The sequence below is a fragment of the Neobacillus rhizophilus genome, from assembly GCF_018343535.1.
Taxonomy (GTDB): Bacteria; Bacillota; Bacilli; order Bacillales; family Cytobacillaceae; genus Neobacillus; species Neobacillus rhizophilus.
On record NZ_JAGYPF010000002.1, the window covers coordinates 892367 to 917106 of the forward strand.

The window sequence follows — 24740 nt, forward strand, 5'->3', positions numbered from 1 at the left end:
CCACCACGGCTCCTTTTAAAGTTCTAACATTATTACTTCGCATTAAAGCTTACAGCGATCTTTGCCCCAACAACAGCATTGTTTTTAACTAAAGCTATATTGGCATCCAAGCTTTTTCCTTCTGTCAGTTCTTTCACTTTTCCGAGCATGAACGGTGTCACATCTTTACCGGTGATGTGGCGTTCCGCCGCCTCTTTCAATGCTGTTTCGATGACGCCATTAATAAATTCCTCATCCATCGCATATTCTTCAGGAATCGGGTTGGCAATTACTGCACCGCCTTTTAGGTTTAAATCCCATTTCACTTTTAAGGTAGAGGCAATTTCATCGACATCATCGGCGCGCAGGTTTAATGGGAATTCGCTTTTGCGTGTATAGAAGGCAGGGAGTACATCGGTTTGGTAACCGATAACTGGTACGCCTTTTGTTTCTAAATATTCCATCGTTAATCCTAAATCCAAAATCGATTTCGCACCCGCACAAATGACGGCCACGTTTGTTTGTCCAAGCTCATCTAAGTCTGCTGAGATATCCATCGTGGTTTCAGCACCGCGGTGAACGCCGCCAATACCGCCGGTCACGAAGATATTGATACCGGCCAATTCAGCGCAAATCATCGTTGCTGCTACTGTAGTTGCGCCAAGTTTTTTAGTCGCAAGCAAATAAGCAAGGTCGCGTCTGGATGCTTTTGCGACACCGGAGCTTTTCCCGAACATTTCTAACTCTTCATCGGATAACCCGATTTTAATTTTTCCATCAATGATGGCTATTGTAGCCGGAACAGCCCCATTATCACGGACGATTTGCTCCACTTCACGGGCTGTTTGGACATTTTGCGGATAAGGCATGCCATGAGAGATAATCGTAGACTCTAGGGCAACGATTGGTTTTCCTTGTTCCTTAGCGGTACGTACTTCTTCTGATAATGTTATATATTCTTTCATGATAATTCCTCCAGATCTTTTTGTAATTGCTCCGCCGATAAATCCTGACGAACTGTATAAGGCGATTGCAATGTTTTGGATGCATTCATACTTCCTGCCTTGGCAATTTCCATTAAAGATTTGCCTTCTAGCCAAGAGTAAATAACTGCCGAGGAAAATGCGTCTCCCGCACCAGTTACATCAATGATTTCCTTCACTTCAATAGGAGGAACATGGAAAATTCCTTCTTCTTTATTCCCGATCATTGAGCCTTCTTTTCCATTAGTTATGACCACATTGGAGATTCCCAGAGACAGCCATTTTTCTAAGGCGTTTTTCCAATCTGAATCATTTTTGATTTCGTTTTGAAAATAGGTTTCTGATTCATCTCGATTCGTAATGAGCCATGTTACACCATCAAGTTCATCTGGTAAGCGTGACATCTTTGGTGATGAAACTGGTATTATAACAATCGGTAAGTTATGACTTTTAGCGAAATGACATAAGTATTGAACTGTTTCTTTCGGACTGTTTAAATCGACGATGATGCATTTTGATTGTTTTAAAAATCCCTCATGCTTCCGCAACAATTCAGGTGTGATGGTTTCATATACATCCATATCCGCAAGCGCAATCACTAATTCACCGTTGGCGTCCAGAACTGCTGTGTAGGAGCCTGTTGCTTTTTCGGGGGATTTGGATACAGTTTCTAAATTCATGTAAGGAGTGGATGAATCCTCAATGATGGTCCAGTCCTTATCAGCTCCGGCAGCAGATATAAGTGATACCTCCAACCCTAGGCGTCCGAGGTTTTCAGCGATATTCCGGGCAACTCCGCCGGCATTCTGGGTGGCATAGCTGGGATTGGAGGTTCCCAGCTGTGCCTGCCCTTTTATATGAAATTTACGGTCAATATTAGCTCCGCCAATGCAAATGACATGCTGTGATTCACTTAAAATATAGGCTCTGCCTAAAATATGGCCTTTTTTGATCAGCCCTGAAATCATGTTAGCAATCGAGGGCCGGGACAATTCTAAATTTTGCGCAAGCTCTTGCTGCGAAACATAGGGGTTGTTCCGGATTAAATCGAGAATCAATTGTTCTTTCTCAGTCAGTTTTTCAGGCACAAACTCACCCCATAAATTACACTAATCTTCCTAAGTGTTATTGTTTTGGATTAAATGTCTTTAATTCATCAAGTGTTTCAGGAACCTTTACAGCACCTGATTTGATTTTCTCAACCCAATCTTTAACTGTTGTTTCAATGTCTGCTTTGTTTGCTGCCTTCGGATTGATAGGGGCTAAGCCAACACCATCTTCTGCTAAACCATATAATGTTACTTTACCGCCAGGGAAATTGCCATCTTTTGTTTTAGTGGCAAGGTCTTTAACTGCTACATCCACGCGTTTTAAGGCAGATGTAAGGACAACATCTTGACCCATGTCTGCTTGATCACGGTCAACGCCAATTGCCCAAAAGTCTTTATTAGGGTCTTTTGCCTTTCGGTCTTTGGCTTCTTTAAATAGTCCGACCCCTGTTGCACCTGCTGCGTGGAAGATGACGTCCGCTCCCGATGAATACATCTTTGAGGCGATAGCCTGTCCAACCTCGGCCTTATCGAAAGCCCCTGCAATTTGAACGTCAACTTTAATGTCTGGATTCACTGCTTTAACGCCTGCTAAGAAGCCAGTTTCAAAACGTTCAATAACGGGAACTTCCATACCGCCAATGAATCCAATGTGGTTAGATTTTGTAGTCTTGGCCGCTGCAATTCCCGCAAGAAAGCCTGCTTCCTGCTCTTTAAAAAGAATGCTTGCCACGTTTGGAAGGTCTACTTCAGCATCAACGATAGCAAATTTGGAATCCTTTTGTTGTTTCGCAATTTCTTCAACTGCTGACGGCATTAAGAAACCAATTGCGTACACTAGGTCAAACCCTTGACGTACCAGCGTATTTAAATTTGTTGTATAATCCGCATCCGATTTGGAAGCAAGATAATCATAGCCGCCTCTGCCCTTCTTCAAGCCATTTTCCTTACCAAATGCTTGCAGGCCTTCCCATGAAGATTGGTTAAAGGATTTATCATCGACACCACCGATGTCAGTCACCATACCAACAGAAAATGTGTCTTTTTTGCCGCCGCCAGTGTTCTCGTTATCGTTACTTTTTCCACATGCACCCAAGAGCGTGCCTGCTGCAAGAACAAGTGATAGTGCCAAACCAATTTTACGCTTTTTCATTTTGTGTGCCTCCCTAAGTTGTAGTTTTTAGAAGATTTTATAAACATTTGTTTGCTTGTTAAACTTTCGTTTGTATTATAACGCCTATATATATTTTGGTCAACTGTTATGTCCGAAAAACATAACAAGTAAAAAAAAAGCCCCAATCTCTCAGTGTAAAAAATGGGAAATTGGGGCTTTTCATCATTAAGTTAACGATTGCCTTCCAAGTCTTTTTAATCTTTTCCGTTGGTACGTAGATAATACAACGCCGCCGACAATCAAGAGTGAGCCTGCTATTTCTGTACTCGTTATTGGTTTGTATAGCAAAACCAACCCCATAATCATTGCAACGAAAGGCTCTAAATTAGATAAGATAGAGGCCTTTGAAGCATCAACATGTCGAATGTTTTGATTCCATATTAGTGCGGCCATACCATGTACCACAACGGCAGTTCCAATTAGCAAAGCCCAGTCGGATACATTAGCACTTATTCGTAAGGGAGTATCTAATGAAAAAGCGGAAGGAATCGATACAATCAAACCTACCATATTGGAGTATAAGGTAATCGTAAGAGGATCTATTCGTTGAGAGAGAAGTCTTGTCATGATAATCATAACAGCGAATGTGACCATGGTTAACACAATCCATAATAAACCACGATCAATCTGTATGGAAGACACATTCCCTTTTGCCACTACAAAGTAAATACCGATAATTGCCACTACAGAACCCAGCAACATTCGAACGGTCAATTGTTCCTTCAAGAAAATTGCCGCTAAAAAGCTGGTTAAAATGGGCGTTGTTGCTAAAATAAGGGCCGATGTTGTCGGGTCAGCTGTTTGTAAGCCTACAAAAAAAGACCATTGGTTAATAAATACCCCAATAATCCCCAGAAAAACAACCGAGAGTAAATCCTTGCTCTTTACCCGTTTAAATTGTTTTTTGTAAAAGGATAATCCGCTTAAAAACAGGACAATAAATAAGAGTCTCAACATGGTTAATAGGGTTGGAGAGAAATCTTGGACTAATATTTTCCCGAATACAAAATTACTTCCCCATACTACTACACAGATAGTCAGCAACGCATATGCCTTTAACACATTTACCACCCTTTCTATCATAGGATGCCAACTGTCCTATTCTAACATAATATTTTCGATAGACAACTTGGGCGGTGTTCACCAAGCTGAGGCAAACGTCCAGTGAATTTCTAAATAAATTTTAAAAAATATATTATTAAAAAATTGCCAGCCCTGTTTAAATGAAGTCCATATGGAAAGTCTATTGAAGGTGGTTAATTTTTACAAAAATGACAACTATTAAAGGAGGCTGGGCAGTGTTACTAGTACCGCGTGAGTTAGACAAGCTTATGATTGTGGTAGCCGCTGATCTTGCTAGACGAAGACAGGAAAGAGGATTGAAGTTAAATTATCCCGAAGCAGTAGCACTTATCACTTATGAAGTGCTAGAAGGGGCAAGAGATGGGAAAACGGTGGCGGAATTAATGAAATATGGGGCTACCATCTTAACGCGTGATGATGTCATGGAAGGCATTCCAGAAATGATTGACGACATTCAAGTAGAGGCAACTTTTCCCGACGGAACAAAACTTGTAACGGTTCATGATCCAATTCGATAAGAGGCAGCAGGAGGGATACATAAATGGAATGGGAACCAGGTCAGTTGTTTTTAAAAGAGGATCCGATTATTTGTAATGAAGGAAGAGAAATACACAGGGTAAAGGTGACGAATACCGGTGATCGGCCGGTCCAAATTGGTTCGCACTATCATTTTTATGAAGTAAATGATGCCCTAACTTTTAACAGGGATGACGCGTTTGGAAAACGGCTGAATATTCCTGCTGGAGCAGCGGTCCGATTCGAGCCCGGCGATGAAAAAGAAGTGGAATTGGTTTGTTTTGCAGGGGAACAAAAGGTTTTCGGCTTTAATAATAAAGTCGATGGATCTGTGGAAAGTGGGTGTGGAAAATGAGTTTTGAAATGCCTCGTAAGCAATATGCCCAAATGTTCGGTCCAACTACCGGGGATTCCATTCGTCTGGCGGATACCAATTTAATCATTCAGATTGAAAAGGATTTTACCACCTATGGAGAAGAGGTCGTCTTTGGAGGCGGAAAGGTCATCCGCGATGGAATGGGACAGCATCCGCTTGTCACCCGCGGTGATGGGATACCAGATGTTGTAATTACCAATGTCGTTATTTTAGATTATACGGGAATTTATAAAGCGGATCTTGCCATTCGTGACGGGAAAATTTCTGGAATCGGAAAAGCTGGAAATCCGCTCGTGATGAATGGGGTAGATATCGTTATTGGGGCCTCTACAGAAATCATTGCCGGTGAAGGAATGATTGTCACGGCAGGCGGCATCGACACACACGTCCATTTTATTAATCCGGCCCAAGTCGATGTTGCTCTTTCAGCGGGACTGACAACTTTAATTGGTGGCGGTACAGGGCCATCTGCAGGCTCAAGGGCTACCACTGTCACCCCTGGAGAATGGAATATCCACCGTATGCTTGAAGCAGTAGAAGGCCTGCCAATAAATGTTGGTTTGACCGGTAAAGGCCAAGCTGCAACTGAAGAACCGCTGGCCGAGCAAGTACGGGCAGGTGTGATTGGGCTTAAGGTTCATGAAGACTGGGGAGCTACACCTTCAGCTCTTGACCATGCTTTGAAGGTGGCGGACCAATATGATGTGCAAGTGGCGCTTCACGCAGATACCTTAAATGAAGCCGGCTTTGTAGAAAATACGATGGCTGCCGTCAAAGACCGGGTTATTCACATGTATCATACGGAAGGTGCCGGGGGCGGGCATGCGCCGGATTTGATCAAATCTGCAAGCTTTATGAATGTCCTGCCTTCGTCCACGAATCCGACGCTTCCTTATACAGTTAATACGATTGATGAACATCTTGATATGCTAATGGTTTGCCACCATTTGAATCCTTCCGTCCCGGAAGATATCGCCTTTGCCGATTCCCGGATTAGAAAGGAAACAATTGCTGCTGAAGATATCCTTCAGGATATGGGGATTTTTAGTATGACCAGCTCCGATGCCCAGGCAATGGGGCGGGTAGGTGAGGTGGTCACGCGAACTTGGCAGGTAGCCGATAAGATGAAACTGCAAAGAGGCACTTTGCAGGGGGACAGTAAGCTTTCCGATAATAACCGGGCCAAGCGCTATATTGCAAAATATACGATTAACCCTGCAATTACCCACGGTATTGCTGACTATGTCGGTTCGATAGAAGTAGGAAAAATTGCTGACCTTGTCCTTTGGTCGCCTGCGTTCTTCGGAGTGAAACCGGAATTGGTAATAAAAAGCGGCTTCATTGTCTACGGAATGATGGGGGATGCCAATGCTTCTATTCCAACACCACAGCCAGTAGTTTGCCGGCCAATGTATGCGGCATATGGAAAAGCCTTGCACAAGAGCTCGATTACGTTTGTGTCGCAGGCGGCTTATGAAGGAAAAGTTCATGAAAAGCTTGGCTTAGAAAAAGTCATTCTTCCTGTCCAGGGAATCCGCAAGCTTACGAAAAAAGACATGAAGCTCAATTCGGAAACCCCTGAACTTTCCGTAGATCCACAAACATACGAGGTTAGAGTGAATGGGGAGCTTATCACATGTGAACCCGCTGAAAAATTACCAATGGCACAAAGATATTTCCTATTTTGAGGTGAAAAAGCATGTTAATTGAACGAATTGAAGCCAATATTGAAAATATGGAAAAGGAAGAAATCTTCAGACGCCATATTGAAAAAGTATACCTTGAAAGTGATCATCTCGTGAAACGTGTTCAGCGAGTTAAAACGGACCACGGCCGGGAAATAGGCATTCGCCTGAAGGATCCACGTGATCTTGTGGCCGGAGATGTGTTGTTTATGGATGAAAAAAATATGATTGTCGTTGACGTAATCGCAGATGATTTAATCGTCATTGGTCCCCGTAATTTAAAAGAAATGGGGACCATCGCCCATCAGTTGGGTAACAGGCACCTTCCAGCCCAATTTGAGGGTGATGAGATGATGGTGCAATACGATTACCTTGTAGAAGACCTGTTAAAGGAGCTGGAGATTCCCTATAAACGGGAAAACCGAAAAGTGAAGCAGGCGTTTCGCCATATTGGTCATAGTCATGGAGAGTAAATTACTAGCACTGTTTCAGCTTTGTGATTCCAATTTTCCGACAGGAGCCTTTAGTCATTCCTACGGTTTGGAAAGCTATATCCAAGAGAATACGGTTCATAATTCTGAAACCTTTTCACAATGGCTGCAGGTTTATATTGACGAGCAGCTCATCTATTCAGATGGGCTGGCCAGCCATCTTGTATATCAGGCATTGGAAGAGGATGATCTTGCTAGGGTCTGGAAGCTGGATCGATTATTGACTGTCCAAAATTTGCCGCGGGAAACGCGGGAGGGCAGCCAAAGAATGGGTGAGCGGATGTTAGAACTTGTCCAGTCTTTATATGATGCACCTGTTCTAGCGATTTACAGAAAAAGGATTAGCGCAAAGCAATCGTTTGGTCATCCTGCGATTGTCTTTACGATGACAGCGCATGATATTGGTGTACCAAAACTAACAACTGTTTTATTTTACCTCTATTCAGTTGTATCCAGCATTGTTCAAAATGCCGTACGAGGGATTCCATTAGGGCAGACGGCAGGTCAGAAAATCCTTCATGATATTCAGCCTGTTTTAATAGCAGCTGTTGAAAAAATAGGTCAGATGGATGAAGAGGACTTTGGCATTGTTTCACCTGGTATCGAGTTATCCCAAATGAGGCATGAACGTGTGAATATACGAATTTTTATGTCATAAATAAAAGAAAGGAAGTTTTATTATGGATCCAATTAAAATCGGTGTAGGCGGTCCTGTTGGGGCAGGAAAAACGATGTTAGTGGAAAAATTAACACGTAAATTGAATGATGAAATTAGCATGGCAGTTGTGACAAACGATATCTATACAAAGGAAGATGCTAAATTTTTAATGCAAAACGGCGTACTTCCTTCTGACCGCATTATTGGTGTGGAGACCGGCGGGTGCCCGCATACGGCTATTCGTGAAGATGCTTCAATGAATTTTGCGGCAATCAACGAACTAAAAGAAAAACACCCGGATGTCGAGCTGATTTTTGTGGAAAGCGGCGGGGATAACTTGGCAGCCACCTTCAGCCCGGAATTGGTTGATTTCTCAATCTATATCATTGATGTGGCCCAAGGAGAAAAAATTCCGCGCAAGGGCGGGCAAGGAATGATTAAATCGGATTTATTTATTATCAACAAAACCGATTTAGCCCCACATGTCGGAGCAAGGCTTGACGTCATGGAGTCAGATACAAAAGTTTTCCGCGGTGACAAACCATTTGTCTTTACCAATCTAAAGGATGATTCAGGGCTGGATAATGTGATTGATTGGTTAAAGGAAAATGCATTATTAAAAGGATTGGCCTAACCATGAAGGACTGGACAGGTGTTCTTCATCTCGAAGCAGAGGAACGGAAAGGAAAGACTGTCGCGAAAAATGTGTATTTTCAGGGCGCATTTAAAGTAATGCGCCCTATTTACCATGATAATTCCGGTCAGGCCTGCTATTATTTATTAAATCCTGGCGGCGGATATTTGGATGGTGACCGCTATCAAATGAAGGTATCCCTCGGTGAGAATGCGAGGATGACGCTGACCACACTAGGAGCCACAAAGATTTATAAAACGCCGAAAAGGTATGCCTACCAGGAATCAGAGATTACTCTTCAGGCAGGCAGCTACCTTGAGTTTATTCCTGATCCGTTAATTGCTTATCAGAATGCTAAATATAAACAAAAAAATGTGATTCGGATGGACAAAACTGCCACTTTTCTTTATTCGGACATCATTACACCTGGCTGGTCACCGGAAGGAGACCATTTCAGCTATGAAACAATCCAATTGTTGAATGAGATCTACATTGATGATGAACTAGTGGTTTACGACCATATAAAATTAAAACCATCCCAACAAAATTTACGAGGTCTCGGTTTTATGGAGGGGTATTCCCACTTGGGCTCGATGCTTGTGGTCGGGACGCAGTCGGACAGTTCCTTGCTTGACCAGTTATATTTGGCAATTGAAATGAATACAAATGATTATAAAGTTGGACTGTCCTCATTGCCGGTGCCTGGATTTACGATACGCGTGTTTGCGAATTCCACTCAGGTGATTGAAAAAATTTTTTCGGACATTCATCGGATGATTAGCGAGGAATGGTTTAGCAGGAAACCAAGCTTTCTCAGAAAATATTGATAGTTAACCCGGTAAACCAAAATGGCTGCCGGGTTTTTAATAGATAGATAATAGTAAGTTGGGGAGGAAAGAAAATGGATGTTACCTTTTTTTCGGTATTGGCGTTAGGGTTTATTTTGGGCATCAGGCATGCGATTGAGCCGGATCATGTAATTGCAGTTTCGACGATTGCAAGCCAGAGCAAAAAGCTTTGGCACGCTTCGCTTGCCGGTGTTTTTTGGGGAATTGGACATACAGCCACATTATTTATTATTGGGATTTTTTTAATTTTAATGAAAAATGATATTCCGGTAAAATGGGCTCTGACGTTGGAATTTTTGGTCGGAATTATGCTGGTATACTTAGGTGTAGCAGCGATGTTATCGATTCGAAAAAACCGCACGCTTCACCGGAAACATGGCCACGTACATAATCCCCCTATAGGAAAGCGGGGTAGATATTACAAATCCTTATTCATCGGATTTGTTCACGGTCTTGCCGGCAGTGCGGCGATGGTGCTGCTGACGATGAGCACGGTTCATTCGGTGTGGCAGGGGGCATTATATATTATTGTGTTCGGCTTGGGAACGGTCCTTGGTATGTTAATTTTTACAACGATTATAGGAATCCCGTTTATTATGAGTATGAAGCAAATGGTTACAAGTAGGGTCTTAATTTTAACTACAGGCGCCGTAAGTACTGTGTTTGGGTTTTATTATATGTATAATTTAGGCGTTAAAGATGGTTTATTTAACCTTTGGATGTAACTTCCGCATATGAGTTTAAGTTAATGGAAAAACTCTAATTGAAAAAAGGAGGTAAGGGGTATGTTCGAAAATTTTGAAGTCAACCATTTATTTGAGGATTCAGTCCAGAAGCACCCGCATTTCTCACTAAGTATTGATGGTCATGAGTATAAGGGTATGGTTAAAGATGATAAAATTCATTGGTACCAGCCCCACCCCAAACAAAGGCTTGAAGAAGAGCATGTAAGTTCTGTTGAAAGTCAGGTCTATGACATGATGCAAGAGCATTTGGAGTAGCGAAAAGGATGCCCGTACCGGGCATCCATTTTTTTCGCAAAATTAAATTCTCGGCATCACTTTTCTGGCAGCCAAAAACAGCCATGTACATAACACGAACGGCATGGTCAATGCCGGGAGGCCGTAGGGTAGGAGCCATGTTACGACGCTGCCGGTAATGAGAACGGTTAAACAGGCAGCGATAATACCGGTTAATAGCGGATACCGGGCATTTTCCTTAAAAACAATGGCTACAGCAATTATTGTTAAAATAGCATTATAGCCATAAAGCCCCATAAAAATTAAATGATGCTCTCCCCCAAGGCCGTACGATGTTAATAATGCTGCTGCATTCCCAAGGATAGCGTAAACGCCCAATCTCCAACCTGCCCAAAATACAGCAACAAATAGTAACACTCCAGATAAATTGTTATCTAGGAAAAATATTTGTCCAATCCCATTCACGGCACCGTCAAGCCAATTTGTCTCCCCTTTGATATTTAACGTCCAATTAGATAAAGATTGCGGGGTGAGATTGGGGCTTATCTTAAATGAAACCAGGCGATAAGTTGTCAGCAGCAAAAACCAGGTTAGGACGATAAACGGGAAGGTGAGAACAGGGATGCCCGTTTGCCGCATGAAATGGATCATCGCAGCTGTAAAAACGGATGCAACGGCAGCACCAACCAAAGCGATGAAAAAACGGTCATCACCGCTTAGAAATAAGGAAAGGGCCATTCCAGTAAGTACAGAGTTATATCCATATAAACCCTGATTGACGCTTTCTGCATCAGCCCCGCCAATTTTTCCGATTAAAGTTCCGATAACAGCTGACAAAAGTGTGACCACCCCTAGAGAAACGGAGGAGATGGTGATCGCAGCCAGAATAATAAACCCAGAGATGGCATTTTCAATTAAAATTACTTGAGAGATTCCTTTTAAGGTAGACACCAGCAGCCATTTCAATGAGTCCCTGTTCATACTATTACCTGTATTGGCATGATTGACAACCACTCCTTTCCAGAGAATGAAAGCAGCAACTTGATTTTATAAAGAAACCCTTAATAAATTTCCCCGGGGATGAAGAAAGTATGAGGATAAAGAAGGTAATCTTGTTAAATTAAACTTTAATTAGTCCAAATTAATCTTGAAAGGTCTTTTGCAAGGTTCAAATAAACCAAAATAGCCCAAGAGTCGATATATAAAGATATTTCAGTAAAATCGAAATAGATAAAATATTCTATTGAAATATTATCATCAATTAATTTATAATTTTTTTATCACCTTGTTATATAACATCTTTGGGGGAGAAAATTTGTAGTACATAACAAAGGGGGAAATTTATGTTTGAGAAACTGGTCACAAGCATTACAGGTTATTTATGGAGCCCGCCACTCATCGTCTTCATCGTTGCGGTAGGGCTGTACTTTAGTGTCCGCACCGGATTTTTGCAAATTCGTCATTTTAAAGAAATGATTCGTTTAATCTCTTCCGGTAAGAGTTCCAATGAGGGGGTATCTTCCTTTCAAGCATTGGCCATGTCATTATCAGGCCGTATAGGTGTCGGTAACATTGCTGGAACGGCAACGGGAATTGCATTCGGAGGACCAGGTTCTGTGTTTTGGATGTGGGTGATTACCTTTATTGGTGCAGCATCCGCTTTTGTGGAATCAACGCTTGCACAAATTTACAAGGAAAAGCAAGACGGAGAGTATCGAGGCGGTCCGGCCTTCTATATTGAAAAAGGGCTTGGTTGGAAATGGTTTGCGGTTATTTTTGCGATTGCCACTCTCCTTGCTATGGCGGTATTGATGCCGGGCATTCAGGCAAACTCCATTGCAGAGGGCGTCAGCAATGCATTTGGCATTGACAGGACGGTAACTGGTTTAGTAGTTGTGTTCCTAATGGGGCTTATTATTTTCGGAGGAGTTAAGCGGATTGCTAGAGTCGCAGAATTTGTCGTCCCGTTTATGGCCGGGGGATATTTATTAATTGCTCTTGCCATCATTGCGGTTAATTTTGATAGAATTCCTGAAGTATTTTCCCTTATTTTTAAGAGTGCTTTCGGAGCGGAAGAAATGTTTGGCGGAATTCTCGGTTCTACCATAATGTGGGGTGTAAAACGCGGTCTATACGCGAATGAAGCAGGACAAGGTACAGGTGCCCACCCTGCAGCTGCCGCAGAAGTATCACACCCGGCAAAACAAGGACTTGTACAAGCATTTTCGATTTATCTTGATGTATTCCTAGTCGTTACATCGACTGCATTTATGATTCTATTTACAAATTCGTATAATACTATTAATGAAAAAACGGGCAAAATCCTAGTTGAGCACCTCAAGGGAGTGGAGAGTGGTCCTGCTTACACGCAAGCAGCAGTTGATACCATCCTGCCTGGATTAGGTTCAGGATTCATTGCAATCGCTCTATTCTTCTTTGCTTTCACAACTATTTTTGCCTACTACTATATTGCGGAAACAAATCTTGCATATTTAGTAAAGGGTAAAAATAGGAAATTATCTATGACAGTTTTAAAGATTGTCCTCTTAGGTGCCACTTTCTATGGATCAGTAAAGACCGCGGAAACAGCGTGGGCCATGGGGGATATCGGACTTGGAATCATGGTATGGTTGAACTTGCTGGCAATTCTTTTATTATTCAAACCAGCACATATTGCTCTAAAGGATTATGAAGCACAGCTGAAGCAAGGGCTAGATCCGGAGTTCAATTCAACTAAATTGGGTATCAAGAATGCAGATTTCTGGGCTGATGGTTATAAAAAGTCAGAAAAAGATGGAAAGAAACGTGTAGCAAATTAAGCAGAAAAGTTTATAAAGCAGGAAAAGGCAACAGGGTGAGTAACAATTTCCTGTTGCCTTTGTTTATTTCCTTAATTTTATGATAAAGCAAGTGCCCTGCCCGAAGCCGACAGTTGTTCTCGACCGGGATTTATCCACTCTATATAAGCGGTCTAACAGAAAAATAAGTTCCCTGATTTTAAAAAAAGCAAATCTAAAGCACCGAATTTAAGAGGGCAAATCTCCTAAAGGTTTTAATTTCGTCATTTTTTCTCCATAAAACGTGAATGTTTGTATGTTAGACTAATTCTATAAAAATGGTATGTAAGGTGATATCATGTACAATTTATTTAGCAAAATCAGTGCAGTGTTAAGCCAACCGTTTTTTGAAATGGCGAATAGTTTAGAATCATGGCCGATTATTTTCGCGTTAATTCTTGGATTAGTAGGAGCGCTTGCGCCCTGCCAGCTGACCGGGAATATTAGTGCCATCACCCTTTATGGCAACCGTTCGATTCAACAGAAAATTGCCTGGAAGGATGTTTTCTTTTTTACTCTGGGAAAAATAATCGCTTTTTCTCTATTGGGTGTTTTGGTTTGGCTGCTTGGAAAAGAAATTGAACAAAACCTTACCTTTGTTTTTCCATGGCTTCGCAAGATAATGGGACCCTTATTAATTTTTGTGGGACTATTTATGGTAGGAATCATAAAATTTAGAGGGACATTCAATCTCTTTAAGGCAACGAAAGAGTACAAACATGAAAATCCTTTTGGATCCTTTATGCTTGGGTTTAGTTTCTCACTTGCCTTTTGTCCGACCATGTTTATTCTGTTTTTTGTTACCTTAATGCCAGTTGTGCTCTCTAGTCCGTATGGATTTATTCTTCCTCCAGTATTTGCCTTAGGGACGGCCATCCCATTATTAATTATCATGTTGATCATTTGGTACCTTGGCGGAAGCGGTATGATCATGAAAAAGGGTAGAAAGTTCGGGGCATTCATTCAAAGGTCAGCGGGAATTGTCATGCTGCTTTTGGGGATTTTTGATACATTAACTTATTGGTCCTTATAACAAAGGCAGTATGATTGGACATACTGCCTTTGTTAATTAAGAATATATTATAATTATTTCAAACTGCGATTCAAGAAAGCCTTCGTCCGTTCATGCTGCGGGTTTTCGAAAAGCTCAGCTGGATGGCCAGATTCTACAATCTCACCATTATCCATAAAAATAACACGATTGGCTACCTCTTTTGCAAAGCCCATTTCATGGGTCACCACAATCATTGTCATGTGTTCTTTGGCCAAATCTTTCATTACTTGTAGAACCTCACCTGTTAACTCTGGATCCAAGGCGGAAGTAGGTTCATCAAACAGAAGGATATCAGGATTCATCATCAGTGCTCGGGCGATGGCTACCCGCTGTTTTTGGCCCCCCGATAAGTTGGATGGGTAGGCATTGGCATGACTAGAGAGACCAATTTTTTCAAGAATATCTTTGCTTTGCTGTTGAATGGCTGATGGTGCTTGCTTTTTTACCAATTTAGGCGCTAGTTCCAGATTTTCCTTGACCGTTAAGTGTGGAAAAAGGTTAAAGTGTTGGAACACCATGCCCATCTTGGCGGTAATATTCTTGATGTCGGCTGGTTTAGAATAGACTCCATCCTTCACCAAATAATCTCCGGAAACACAGATGCTGCCGCCGTCTATTGTTTCTAACTGTACCAGGCTGCGAAGCATTGTACTTTTACCAGAACCGGAGGGGCCGATGACAGCGACCACATCATTTTTATTTACATCAAAGGTAATTTGTTTTAAAACATCTAAATGGCCGTACGATTTTTTTAGATTCTTTACTTCGATGATTGCCATATTCCACTGCTCCTTTCCTATGCAAAATTGAACCGTTTTTCAATCCATTTAAAGAACATGGTTAAGATTAACGTCATGATTAAATAAATAATACCGGCAACAAGAAAAGGCGCAATAGTAAAATCGCGGTTTACCGCTGTCTCGGCAAAGTGGAGCAATTCTGGTACAGCAACGGCATAAAGCAGGGCGGTATCTTTAACCAAAGTCACTGATTCATTCGCTACGGCCGGAAGAGCAATGCGGAACATTTGCGGTAAAATGACACGAGTCATTGTTTGAAACTTATTTAAGCCAAGAACCTGTGCAGCTTCATATTGTCCTTTATCAATAGCCAGAAGCCCTCCGCGAAAGATCTCGGCAAAATAGGCGGCATAGTTCAGGATAAACCCTAAACAAGCTGCAACGAAGCGGTCTAATACCAAATATTCGCCAATGACCGGAATCATCGGCAGACCGAAACAAATAAATAGTAGCTGCAACAAAAGCGGTGTGCCGCGCATCACATAAATATAGGTTTGGGCAAGCCTGGAAAGCGTCTTAAAGCGGCTTCTGACAGCCAGTGTCAATAAAAAGCCAAGCGGAATAGATACGGCAATGGCAATTAAAAACAACAGGATGGTCATCTGGGCCCCTTCGAGCATCGGACCAAGAATGGAGACGATATAATCAAAAGACATAGAAGGATTCCTCCAAAAACAAAACAGGGTTTCCTATGGAAATCCTGTTCCGTATAATCTTCGTTATTATTATTATTATTTTAAAACTTTATCTTCGCCAAACCACTTTTCTGAAATTTTAGCGGCAGTGCCGTCTTCGTTCATTTCATCCAGTGCTTTTTGCAGTTTATCTAGAAGCTTTTCATTTCCTTTTTTCACGCCAATTCCATACTCTTCAGGAGCAAGGGATTCATCAAGAATCTTAAAGGATTCTTTTTCTTTAGACATATAGTACTTTATTACAACCTCATCAATGACAACAGCATCTAATCTGCCGCTCTTTAGGTCGTTCAGTGCAAGAACATTATCTTTAAATTCTGTCACTGTTTTGATTTTGTCTTTAATTGGATTAGCATCTAAGGCATCAGATGCAGATGAAAGAGATTGTAAGCCAACCACTTTCCCTTCTAAATCAGCTAATTTTTTTATATTAGAATCAAAGCGGGTAACAACTACCTGCGCATTTTTTAAATAAGGCTTTGTAAAAAGAACTTTCTTTTTACGTTCATCTGTAATGGTGTAACCGTTCCAAATAAGGTCGATTCGGCCGGAGCTTAATTCGGATTCTTTTGTTTTCCAATCGATTGGCTGGAACTTAACCTTTTGGCCCATTTTCTCAGCCGCTGCTTTTGCGAAATCAATATCAAAACCAACGATTTCGTTCTTTTCATCACGGAATCCCATCGGAGCAAATTTATCATCAATACCGATTACTAACGTGTCATCAGCCTTAGCAGCCTTTTCAGCAGAATTAGAAGAGCATCCCGTTACGATGGCGAATACTGCAGCTATTGCTAGAATCATAGTTGCGATACGTTTCATTCTATAGAAACCACCTTTATATTTAATTTTAATTGCTTTAGTACTTTATCACACTACCATATTATAATACTAAAATATCATCTAATGCAATATGAGAATAATAATAACAATATTACGAAAATTTAACCTCTTGATTTAAGCCGTTTTTTTAAAAGGAAAAAGCTCCGACCAGTTTTGTCGGAGCTTTTTACCAAAGTATTTACTCATATCTTAATGCATCAATTGGACTAAGCTTGGATGCTTTGTTAGCAGGGAGGATGCCGAAAATAATCCCGATAAAGGCAGAAAAACTGATTCCTATTAACACGATTAAAGGACTCATTGTGGCTGTGATAGGAGATAATTTAGACACAATAATCGTACCGATTGCGGCTAACCCCATGCCTATTAGGCCGCCTAAAGAGGTTAGAGTGATCGCTTCGATTAGAAATTGCAGGAGGATTTTTCTCCTTGTAGCACCGATTGCTTTTCGAAGGCCAATTTCTCTTGTTCGTTCCGTGACAGATACAAGCATGATGTTCATGACGCCAATCCCGCCAACTAAGAGAGAAATACCTGCAATACTTCCAATCAGCAGTGTCAGCAACGAAATCATCTTATTTAATTCCTTTTCATAATCTTCGAAGCTATTGGTTGTATACTTCCCATCTTCTAGTCCTTTTTTTTCTGTCAAGGTTTCTGCGGCCAGTCTGCCAGTCACTGAAACTTTCTCAGGATCACTTGCAATCACAGATAATTGTTCAATTTCCCTATTGCCAAACATCATCGAAATGACAGCCCGAGGCATCATCATTTCACCGTTATCCTTGTTCCGGAATTGCTCAGGAATAGGTGATTCATAGACACCAACTACTTTATAAGGATTGCCGTTTAAATCAATAATTTCACCAATGGGATTTTCAGATTCCTTGAAGAATTTCTTCCGGGCAACAGTGTCAATCATGACTACCCGATTTAGCCCGTCATTATCTGCCGCATAGAAGGCACGGCCTTCCTGTACCCTGATTTTTCTGGCAGAGAAGTATTCAGCACCAACACCGGTGATTTGCATGTCTCCCTGTACATCATTACGCACCATCATGCCAAAGCCTTGGTTAGTCGCAATAACCGCTTTCACGCCGGGGACCTCAGCAAGTGTTTGGACATCTTCGTTTGTCAGCTCAGGTTCCATCCAAAATGTTGGCTCTTCTCCCTCTGGAGGGATGTATTCATAGAAAATATTAATGGCATTTTTATCAGTACCGAAAAATTCATTCGTCATTTTAGTTCTTGTACCTTGTCCGATTGCTACTATAATGATAACAGCGGCAACCCCGATAATAATCCCCAGCATTGTTAGAATAGACCGTACCTTATGATTCCAAATGGAAGAAAGGGCGATTTTAAAGCTTTCCCATATATTCATGAGGCCACCACACTCCGGTCATCGGTAATCATGCCATCTTTTATTGTAATAATCCTCTTCGCGTAGGCTGCTATCTCTTCTTCGTGGGTAACGATAATCACCGTTTTTCCTTCCTCGTTCAACTGGGTAAATAGCTTCATGATTTGGGCGCTTGTTTTTGAATCAAGAGCCCCGGTTGGCTCATCTGCTAGAATAATTGTAGGATTGTTGACAAGAGCTCTTGCAATGGCGACCCGCTGTTTTTGACCTCCGGACAATTCGCTGGGGAGATGCTTCATGCGGTCTTCCAAGCCGACCTTGGTCAGCAGTTGCTTCGCCCTCTCGGTTCTTTCCCGTTTTGATATCCCAGCATATATGAGCGGGGAGGCAACATTTTTCAAAGCATTATCCCTGGGGAACATAAAAAACTGTTGAAAAACAAAGCCAATATGCTCATTTCTCAATTTTGCCAAGATGCTCTCTTTTGCGGAGCTGATAACTTCGCCATTCAATTCATAGGTTCCAGATGTCGGGTAATCCAAAAACCCAATGATATTCATTAAGGTGGACTTTCCAGACCCCGATGGCCCCATAATCGCAATAAACTCTCCATCTTCAATGGTTAAATCAATTCCATGGAGGACTGGAACCTCGAGTGACCCCTTTCCATAAACCTTCGTGATTTTATTTAACTTCATCAAAAGAGGTCACTTCCATTCCATCATGGATTTGTTCGTTTGGCGTAATCACGACAAGCTCACCCAGCTTTACTCCATCCTTAATTTCGATTAATTCATCATTCATTGCGCCTGTTTTCACTTCACGTCTTTCCAACTTTCTATCCACTAAAACATAGACAACTTTGGCGCCTCCTTCATCGACAAGCGCTGGGTGTGGAACCGCAAGTGGTTTTTCGGCGCCGCTCACTTTAATTTCTAATGAAACATGGAAGCCTTGCCGCAGCTCCGAAGTATCATCGGTAATCGCGACCTTAAACGGATACATCGTCACATTGCCTCCGCCTGGAGGTCCGCCGAATTCTCCGCCGCCTCCGCCGTCTTCCGTAGGGAATTGGGAAACAGATTCGATCGTACCCTTCCATTCCCGGTCTTTATACACTTTTGGGCGAATAATGACTGGCTGCCCGTGCTGAATTTTGACAGCGTCAAATTCGCTCATAGTCCCAATCACTTTATATGGCTGACTTGAAATAATATGGATGACAGGTTCTGCTGAACCGGTTTCCGTTTTGGCGACGTTAGGGTCAACCTTCACGATTATGCCATCCATTTTGCTTACAACCGTCATGTCATTTTTTTGAGCAGTAAGCTCTTTAATCTGATCTTCGGCAGTGGCAATTTCGGATTTTGTGCTTTCATATTGCATTTCCAACTGGATTTTTTCATTCGAAAGCTGATTTACACTTTCTTGAGTTACAGGAGCCTCTTCCGTACTTTCCGAATTGGAAGCCTGTGTCTGCAATTTCTTCTTCGCATCATTAAGGCGCTTCGTTAGGTCAGCAATTTGATTTTGCTCTGTTTTTGCCCTGCTAGTGAGCAAATCTTTGCTGCGGGCGGCTCTAGTAAGTTCGTTTTCTATTTTGGCGGAATCGTAAACTACCAGCGCATCACCGGCTTTGACTGCCTGGTTTTCATTTACCTTAATTTCTTTAATCGCCCCTTTTTGGGGATCGATAAAGACCTTTTGCTCACTTTCCGGTACAATTTTCCCGGTTACGAGAATAGATTGGGCAAGTTCTTTCTGACTCACTTTTTGAACGGTAATTCCCATTGTTGTTTTTGGTTCCGCTCCCGCCATTTGACTCTGTGGCTTAGTAATAAAATAAGCGGTCGTTCCCCCGATGATTAATACTGCAATAATCGATACAATCCAAATCCAAACCTTTTTTTTCACAATGAACCCCCGTCTAGTAATTTATTTTTCTCTCATATTAACTATAAATTATTTGGTAAATATTACAATAAAAATATAAATATGGGAGATTTAATAGATAATTGGAAAATTATCTATTATTATGACGAGATTTTAAACTGATTGGGTTCAATTTTTAGAAAAAATAGTCTGGAAAGGATGGTGTCATAAAGAAGTAAAAGACCCCTTTAGATTTTACTAAAAGAGCCTTTTTACGCTTTCAAATGTTTTAAAGCATAGGAAGCAAGCTGGACACGATTCTCCAGCCCTAGTTTTTCCAATAAGTTTTTGATATGATTTTTCACCGTGTTTTCCGCAATAAATAAATGCTCCGCAATTTGTTTATTGGTTATCCCTTCTGTAAGCAATAACAGAATCTCTTTTTCACGGGGAGTCAGCGATCTTGTGGAAGGGGAAACCTGAAGGTCCTTTTCTCTGAATTGGTAAAGAAGTTTTCCTGCCATTCCCCGTGTGGCATCACTCGTTCCTTCTACGATTGAATGCAGATATTGGAGCCAATCATCAGGATCCATATTTTTTAGCAAATAGCCTTGGGCACCGTATTGTACGGCGGTAAACAAATCTGCAACATTGTCGGAAACACTCAGGATGATAACTTTAATATAGGGGAATTTTTCTTTGATCATTTTTGTGGCTTCTAAACCATTCATCACGGGCATTTCAATATCCATCAAGACAATGTCTGGGATATGTTTCTCGCAAAGTTCGATGGCTTCCATACCGTTCTTGGCACTCGCTACAATTTGAAAAGTAGAGTCATCCTCAAGCATGGTAACGATGGCTTCCCGTGCGTGGGGATGGTCATCAGCAATAATAATACGATATGGATGCACCATTATTTCATCCCTCTCACAATAATTTTTGTTCCCCGGCCTTCTTTAGAATCAATTTCACAAATAGCCCCGAGCCTTTCGGACCTCTCCTGTAACATCGAAACACCGTATTGCTTCAGTCCGATGTTAGATACTTTAAATCCAACTCCATTGTCTTCTATCTTCAGAGTCCATTCGTCCTCTTGCACATGAAAATGGAAAGTAACATTAGATGCTTCTGAATGTTTTCGGATGTTTGTAAAAGCCTCTTGGATAATGCCGAAAAGCTGTACCTCTTCGGCAGGTGTGAAATAAGCATCTATTAACCGCAGGCTTAAATCGACATCAATCCCCGAAACCACACTCCAGTCTTCCAGCCAATTTTCGATCCTTTTTGAAAAAGAAACATCCTTTGCTGGGCTCATTCGTAAGTTGAAAATTGCCTGCCGCAGTTGGGTGTCAATCGAGTTCACGAGAGCTCCGGCCTCATCATGCTTGCCTTTTTTTAGATGAACTTTTAATAAAAACAGAGTTTGGGCAATACTGTCATGTAACTCCTTTGCCAACCTTTCTCTTTCTTCATAAATCACCCGCATTTCCCTTTCAACGGTGATTCGTCTATTCTGTTTTTTCATTAAATGGAAAACCCAAAGGGCGAAGGCATATGAAATAAGAAAAGTAAGGATAGTAATTAAATAATTTCCAGTCTCCATCGAAATTTGATGGAGAAGTTCGCTATGACGGAAAAATTCAAAACCGCCAATTAAAATAGTCGGGATTAAAGCGGTAAGAAACGGAAGGAAACGGTAGGACATCAAGGCTTCTCCTTTATAGATGGCATTTCTTTTGCTTTAACTAACGATACAATACTGTGACCGTTTTATGAACACATTCGGCTGTTTTTTTAAAAAATAGCCCCAAAGAGTCATATAAAAAAAGGGCTGAAAATCTTAATTTTATATTAGAAAACTTTTTTATAGTGGAAAAAGGGGGTGACGGTGACTTTGAAAAAATCCCTTTCTTATACCTTATTATTTTGGGTGCTGTTTTTACTAGCAACACCGAAGGCAGCATTCGCCCATGCTGTTTTGGAAAAGGCTGTACCGGCTCAAGATATCCACTTACAGTCTTCCCCAAAAGAAATAACACTAACGTTTAATGAAAGGCTGGAGAATGAATTTTTTACACTAAAGGTTTTCGATGAAAACGGGGAAGAAATCGGCAGAACAAAGGCCAAGCTTAGTGTTGATCAAAAGCAATTGGACTTGAAATTACCTAAATTAGCAGATGGAAATTATACAGTATCCTATCAGGTAGTTTCCGCGGATGGTCATCCTGTAAAGGGGTCTTACATATTTTCTGTTGGAGAAGGCTTTGCCGGTAAAAGTAAGACTGTCCCGATTCAACAAGGGGATGAACTTTCCCCATTAACTTCGGTTGGACGAATTTTCTACTATCTTGCGCTGCTTCTTGCTGCAGGATGGATTTGGTGGGGGGCAATGGCAAGAAAACAATTGGTGCTATTGCATGAATTAAAGCAAAGCCATGAAAGTATTGCCCATCTTTTGTTAATGGTCTTTATCATTGCCAATTTCGGATTTGGCGCCATGTTTGCAGGAGGGTACCTGGACCAATGGAGTCTAAGTAACTTAATCGCCATGATAATTGATACAACAGCAGGTCTATCATGGATGATCACGACTATTTTATTGCTGCTTGGGTTTGTCATATTATTCCGCAATCCATGGGTAGATTGTGTCTGGGTAGTGCTGATTCTTGGAGCAAAGAGTGTCAACGGCCATGCGTTTGCCTTTGAACCGAGGCTCTTAACCGTTTCCTTGGACTTGCTTCATTTGCTGGCAGCAGCCATTTGGGCAGGCGGATTGCTTTATATTTTGCTCTATATTAAAAAGTTTCAAGAACACGTCCAAAAGTTTATTAAATTATTTTCTGCTGCGGCCCTTATCAGTATGGTGGTGTTGATTGGAACGGGATTGATTTCTATCTTTATTTATTTGCCAAAAATCCAGTACCTTTTGGAAACCAGATGGGGAGCCCTGCTAATAGTTAAAACTAATCTCGTTTTAGTCGTAATAGCGGTTGCTGCGGCGTTACGTTTTTATTTAAAAAAACAGGATGAAGGAAACATTCGAAGATTGGTAAAGCTGGATTTTATTCTTATGCTCAGCATTGTATGTATCGTGGGGGCTCTTACCTACCTTAGTCCGATTCCGGAAAATAAACCGTTACATTGGCATGAAAAAGTGGAAGGAATGGATTTTACAACCAGCATTTCACCTAAGGTGCCTGGTACCAACTCATTCATGGTGGAGGCGAATTCTCATGAGGAAGGGCTGGGGATAAAGCGAATTGAGCTTAATTTAATCAATAAAGACAATTCCGATGTCGCACCGATTCATGTCCCACTGGAGGTTTATGACCAAGGGAAGTATGCGCATTTTATGACCGATGGCAGCTACCTGCCGTTTGCAGGGAACTGGACAGCAGAGGTCCGGATTCTGGATTCGGAGGATAATGAAACCGTGTATCGGAAAGATTTTGTTGTTTATTAAAAAACGGATAGGAGATTTTTATTATGAAAAAACTTTTAACATATATGTTATCAATTATTGGGGCATTATCTCTATTTGCTGGCGTCGCCAGTGCCCATGTTACTGTTCAGCCGAGTGAGACATCACAGGGAAAATATGAAGTATTCACGGTTAAAGTACCTTCAGAAAATGAGCAGGCACCAACAACGAAAATTGAAGTAAAAATTCCTGATGATGTCGATGTTACTCGTTTTGAACCAAAACCGGGCTGGAAATATGACGTTCAAAAGGATGCGATAGGCAAAATCACAAGTGTTACCTGGACTACTGAAGGCGAAGGCTTATCACCGACAGAATTTGCGATGTTTAACATGTCCGGAAAAGTTGGCGACAAAGCTGAGAAAATTGTCTGGAAGGCCTACCAAACTTACCAGGATGGCAGTGTCGTTGAATGGGTTGGAGCAGCGGATGCGGATAAGCCTGCTTCTGTAACAGTCGTACATCCAGCTACGGGTGATAGCGGACATGGTCATGGGGCTGTCCAAACAGATAAAACGGCGGATACTGCAGCTGATCACGCACAAAATACGGAGAATAAAGCATCATCCAATACGGCGCTTTACCTTTCTATCGCAGCACTCTTAGTAGGGTTAATTGCCTTAGGGTTTTCTATGAAAAAGAAATAATAGGTTTGTTAACACAATAGGGGTGTTCCTTTTTAGGGACACCCCTATATATTTTTTAGTAGTAAAAATATAAAATAAATAATGATATAGAATATTCTTTTGCTTCGGAGGTTTAGATGGAGGCGCAAATTCTAGCATGGTTTGAAAACAGTGGTATCTATTCCGTTTTGCTGAGCATTGTTCTGAATATCATCATTAGTTTCTTGGGAATTGTTCCAAGCGTCTTTCTAACCGCCGCCAATATCAGCTTCTTTGGATTTGGACAAGGCCTGTTAATCTCGATTCTTGGTGAGGCTTTTGGAGCAATTTTCAGTTTTCATTTATATCGAAAAGGGATTAATAAGGTAAAAGATAGGATTACCATAAAAAATAAATATTTAAAGAGACTGCAGAGTACCCAAGGCTTGGAGGCTTTTTTCCTGATTGTCGCACTTAGAATCTTTCCGTTCATCCCCTCAGGAGTGGTGACGCTCGTAAGCGCAAGCAGCAAGGTGGGAATCCTGAATTATTCAATTGCTAGCACGCTTGGAAAAATTCCTGCCCTATTAATAGAAGCTTACTCCGTTCAGCAGGTTCTTAACTGGAGTGTACAGGGAAAAATTATTTTGGTGTTATGTTCAATTTTTATGGTTGTTTTTTTAATAAAAAGGTTTCGAAAAAAAACAAGGGTCCTTCCAAGAAAGTGAAGG

27 protein-coding genes are annotated in these 24740 nt (G+C 41.4%); 14 read left to right on the plus strand and 13 right to left on the minus strand.

From position 1 onward, the window contains the following. Positions 1-32: 32 nt before the first annotated feature. The 4 genes from KHA99_RS12020 to KHA99_RS12035 all read right to left on the minus strand — a co-directional run bounded on the left by KHA99_RS12020 (position 33) and on the right by KHA99_RS12035 (position 4247). Positions 33-944 carry a pseudouridine-5'-phosphate glycosidase gene (locus tag KHA99_RS12020; RefSeq protein WP_213117678.1) on the minus strand — a complete coding sequence of 304 codons (912 nt, stop codon included), beginning with the start codon at positions 942-944 and terminating at the stop codon, positions 33-35. Next, positions 941-2050, minus strand: a complete 1110-nt coding sequence (locus KHA99_RS12025; RefSeq protein WP_213117679.1) for a PfkB family carbohydrate kinase — start codon at positions 2048-2050, stop codon at positions 941-943. The genes KHA99_RS12020 and KHA99_RS12025 overlap by 4 nt, the downstream gene beginning before the upstream one ends. A gap of 37 nt (positions 2051-2087) precedes the next feature. Continuing rightward, positions 2088-3164, minus strand: coding sequence for a BMP family lipoprotein (locus KHA99_RS12030; RefSeq protein WP_213117680.1), 1077 nt, complete (start codon positions 3162-3164; stop codon positions 2088-2090). A gap of 186 nt (positions 3165-3350) precedes the next feature. Then, positions 3351-4247 (minus strand): DMT family transporter, encoded by an 897-nt coding sequence (locus KHA99_RS12035; protein WP_213117681.1) that lies wholly within the window; start codon positions 4245-4247, stop codon positions 3351-3353. 236 nt (positions 4248-4483) lie between these two features. Here KHA99_RS12035 and KHA99_RS12040 point away from each other — a divergent pair, with 236 nt between their 5' ends. The 9 genes from KHA99_RS12040 (at position 4484) to KHA99_RS12080 (ending at position 10477) form a co-directional block, all read left to right on the plus strand. Further along, entirely contained in the window at positions 4484-4786 is a 303-nt protein-coding gene (locus KHA99_RS12040) for an urease subunit gamma (protein WP_213117682.1), read from the plus strand. A 23-nt stretch (positions 4787-4809) separates the two neighbouring features. Beyond that, positions 4810-5139 carry an urease subunit beta gene (ureB, locus tag KHA99_RS12045; protein WP_213117683.1) on the plus strand — a complete coding sequence of 110 codons (330 nt, stop codon included), beginning with the start codon at positions 4810-4812 and terminating at the stop codon, positions 5137-5139. Next, the gene (gene ureC / locus KHA99_RS12050) at positions 5136-6848 is read left to right on the plus strand and encodes an urease subunit alpha (RefSeq protein WP_213117684.1); all 1713 of its coding nucleotides are present in this window, start codon (positions 5136-5138) and stop codon (positions 6846-6848) included. The genes ureB and ureC overlap by 4 nt, the downstream gene beginning before the upstream one ends. An 11-nt stretch (positions 6849-6859) precedes the next feature. Further along, on the plus strand, positions 6860-7318 hold the full coding sequence (gene ureE / locus KHA99_RS12055; RefSeq protein ID WP_213117685.1) for an urease accessory protein UreE: 459 nt from the start codon (positions 6860-6862) through the stop codon (positions 7316-7318). Next, on the plus strand, positions 7308-7994 hold the full coding sequence (locus KHA99_RS12060) for an urease accessory protein UreF (protein WP_213117999.1): 687 nt from the start codon (positions 7308-7310) through the stop codon (positions 7992-7994). Before ureE ends, KHA99_RS12060 begins: the two co-directional genes overlap by 11 nt. Positions 7995-8016: 22 nt before the next feature. Further along, positions 8017-8628, plus strand: a complete 612-nt coding sequence (ureG, locus tag KHA99_RS12065; protein WP_213117686.1) for an urease accessory protein UreG — start codon at positions 8017-8019, stop codon at positions 8626-8628. 2 nt (positions 8629-8630) lie between these two features. Continuing rightward, positions 8631-9455, plus strand: coding sequence for an urease accessory protein UreD (locus KHA99_RS12070; protein ID WP_213117687.1), 825 nt, complete (start codon positions 8631-8633; stop codon positions 9453-9455). A 74-nt stretch (positions 9456-9529) separates the two neighbouring features. Next, positions 9530-10201 (plus strand): urease accessory protein UreH domain-containing protein, encoded by a 672-nt coding sequence (locus KHA99_RS12075; protein WP_213117688.1) that lies wholly within the window; start codon positions 9530-9532, stop codon positions 10199-10201. A gap of 60 nt (positions 10202-10261) precedes the next feature. After that, a complete protein-coding gene (locus KHA99_RS12080; RefSeq protein WP_213117689.1) occupies positions 10262-10477 on the plus strand; it encodes a hypothetical protein in 216 nt (71 codons plus the stop codon). 42 nt (positions 10478-10519) lie between these two features. Here the strand turns inward: KHA99_RS12080 and KHA99_RS12085 are convergent, their stop codons facing one another. Then, positions 10520-11437: an urea transporter gene (locus tag KHA99_RS12085; RefSeq protein ID WP_213117690.1), complete on the minus strand. Its 918-nt coding sequence runs from the start codon at positions 11435-11437 to the stop codon at positions 10520-10522. Positions 11438-11799: 362 nt separating this feature from the next. Here KHA99_RS12085 and KHA99_RS12090 point away from each other — a divergent pair, with 362 nt between their 5' ends. Then, positions 11800-13275 (plus strand): alanine/glycine:cation symporter family protein, encoded by a 1476-nt coding sequence (locus tag KHA99_RS12090; RefSeq protein ID WP_213117691.1) that lies wholly within the window; start codon positions 11800-11802, stop codon positions 13273-13275. 316 nt (positions 13276-13591) lie between these two features. Next, the gene (locus KHA99_RS12095) at positions 13592-14326 is read left to right on the plus strand and encodes an urease accessory protein UreH domain-containing protein (protein ID WP_213117692.1); all 735 of its coding nucleotides are present in this window, start codon (positions 13592-13594) and stop codon (positions 14324-14326) included. Between the two features lie 53 nt (positions 14327-14379). Here the strand turns inward: KHA99_RS12095 and KHA99_RS12100 are convergent, their stop codons facing one another. The 8 genes from KHA99_RS12100 to KHA99_RS12135 all read right to left on the minus strand — a co-directional run bounded on the left by KHA99_RS12100 (position 14380) and on the right by KHA99_RS12135 (position 21628). Beyond that, positions 14380-15126 (minus strand): amino acid ABC transporter ATP-binding protein, encoded by a 747-nt coding sequence (locus tag KHA99_RS12100; protein ID WP_249366603.1) that lies wholly within the window; start codon positions 15124-15126, stop codon positions 14380-14382. A gap of 17 nt (positions 15127-15143) precedes the next feature. Then, positions 15144-15803 (minus strand): amino acid ABC transporter permease, encoded by a 660-nt coding sequence (locus KHA99_RS12105; RefSeq protein WP_213117693.1) that lies wholly within the window; start codon positions 15801-15803, stop codon positions 15144-15146. A 75-nt stretch (positions 15804-15878) separates the two neighbouring features. Next, on the minus strand, positions 15879-16664 hold the full coding sequence (locus tag KHA99_RS12110) for an amino acid ABC transporter substrate-binding protein (protein ID WP_213117694.1): 786 nt from the start codon (positions 16662-16664) through the stop codon (positions 15879-15881). A 199-nt stretch (positions 16665-16863) separates the two neighbouring features. Next, entirely contained in the window at positions 16864-18069 is a 1206-nt protein-coding gene (locus tag KHA99_RS12115; RefSeq protein WP_213117695.1) for an ABC transporter permease, read from the minus strand. Then, positions 18066-18749, minus strand: coding sequence for an ABC transporter ATP-binding protein (locus tag KHA99_RS12120; RefSeq protein WP_213117696.1), 684 nt, complete (start codon positions 18747-18749; stop codon positions 18066-18068). The genes KHA99_RS12115 and KHA99_RS12120 overlap by 4 nt, the downstream gene beginning before the upstream one ends. After that, entirely contained in the window at positions 18733-19962 is a 1230-nt protein-coding gene (locus KHA99_RS12125) for an efflux RND transporter periplasmic adaptor subunit (protein ID WP_213117697.1), read from the minus strand. Before KHA99_RS12125 ends, KHA99_RS12120 begins: the two co-directional genes overlap by 17 nt. Before the next feature lie 230 nt (positions 19963-20192). Continuing rightward, positions 20193-20834: a response regulator gene (locus tag KHA99_RS12130; protein WP_213118001.1), complete on the minus strand. Its 642-nt coding sequence runs from the start codon at positions 20832-20834 to the stop codon at positions 20193-20195. Positions 20835-20836: 2 nt separating this feature from the next. Further along, positions 20837-21628, minus strand: a complete 792-nt coding sequence (locus tag KHA99_RS12135) for a sensor histidine kinase (protein WP_213117698.1) — start codon at positions 21626-21628, stop codon at positions 20837-20839. A gap of 183 nt (positions 21629-21811) precedes the next feature. On the opposite strand from KHA99_RS12135, the gene KHA99_RS12140 reads away from it, so the two are divergent. The 3 genes from KHA99_RS12140 to KHA99_RS12150 all read left to right on the plus strand — a co-directional run bounded on the left by KHA99_RS12140 (position 21812) and on the right by KHA99_RS12150 (position 24737). Further along, the gene (locus KHA99_RS12140; protein WP_213117699.1) at positions 21812-23386 is read left to right on the plus strand and encodes a copper resistance CopC/CopD family protein; all 1575 of its coding nucleotides are present in this window, start codon (positions 21812-21814) and stop codon (positions 23384-23386) included. Between the two features lie 23 nt (positions 23387-23409). Beyond that, on the plus strand, positions 23410-24051 hold the full coding sequence (locus tag KHA99_RS12145) for a YcnI family copper-binding membrane protein (RefSeq protein WP_213117700.1): 642 nt from the start codon (positions 23410-23412) through the stop codon (positions 24049-24051). 116 nt (positions 24052-24167) lie between these two features. Beyond that, a complete protein-coding gene (locus tag KHA99_RS12150) occupies positions 24168-24737 on the plus strand; it encodes a TVP38/TMEM64 family protein (protein ID WP_213117701.1) in 570 nt (189 codons plus the stop codon). The last annotated feature ends 3 nt before the right edge of the window (positions 24738-24740 follow it).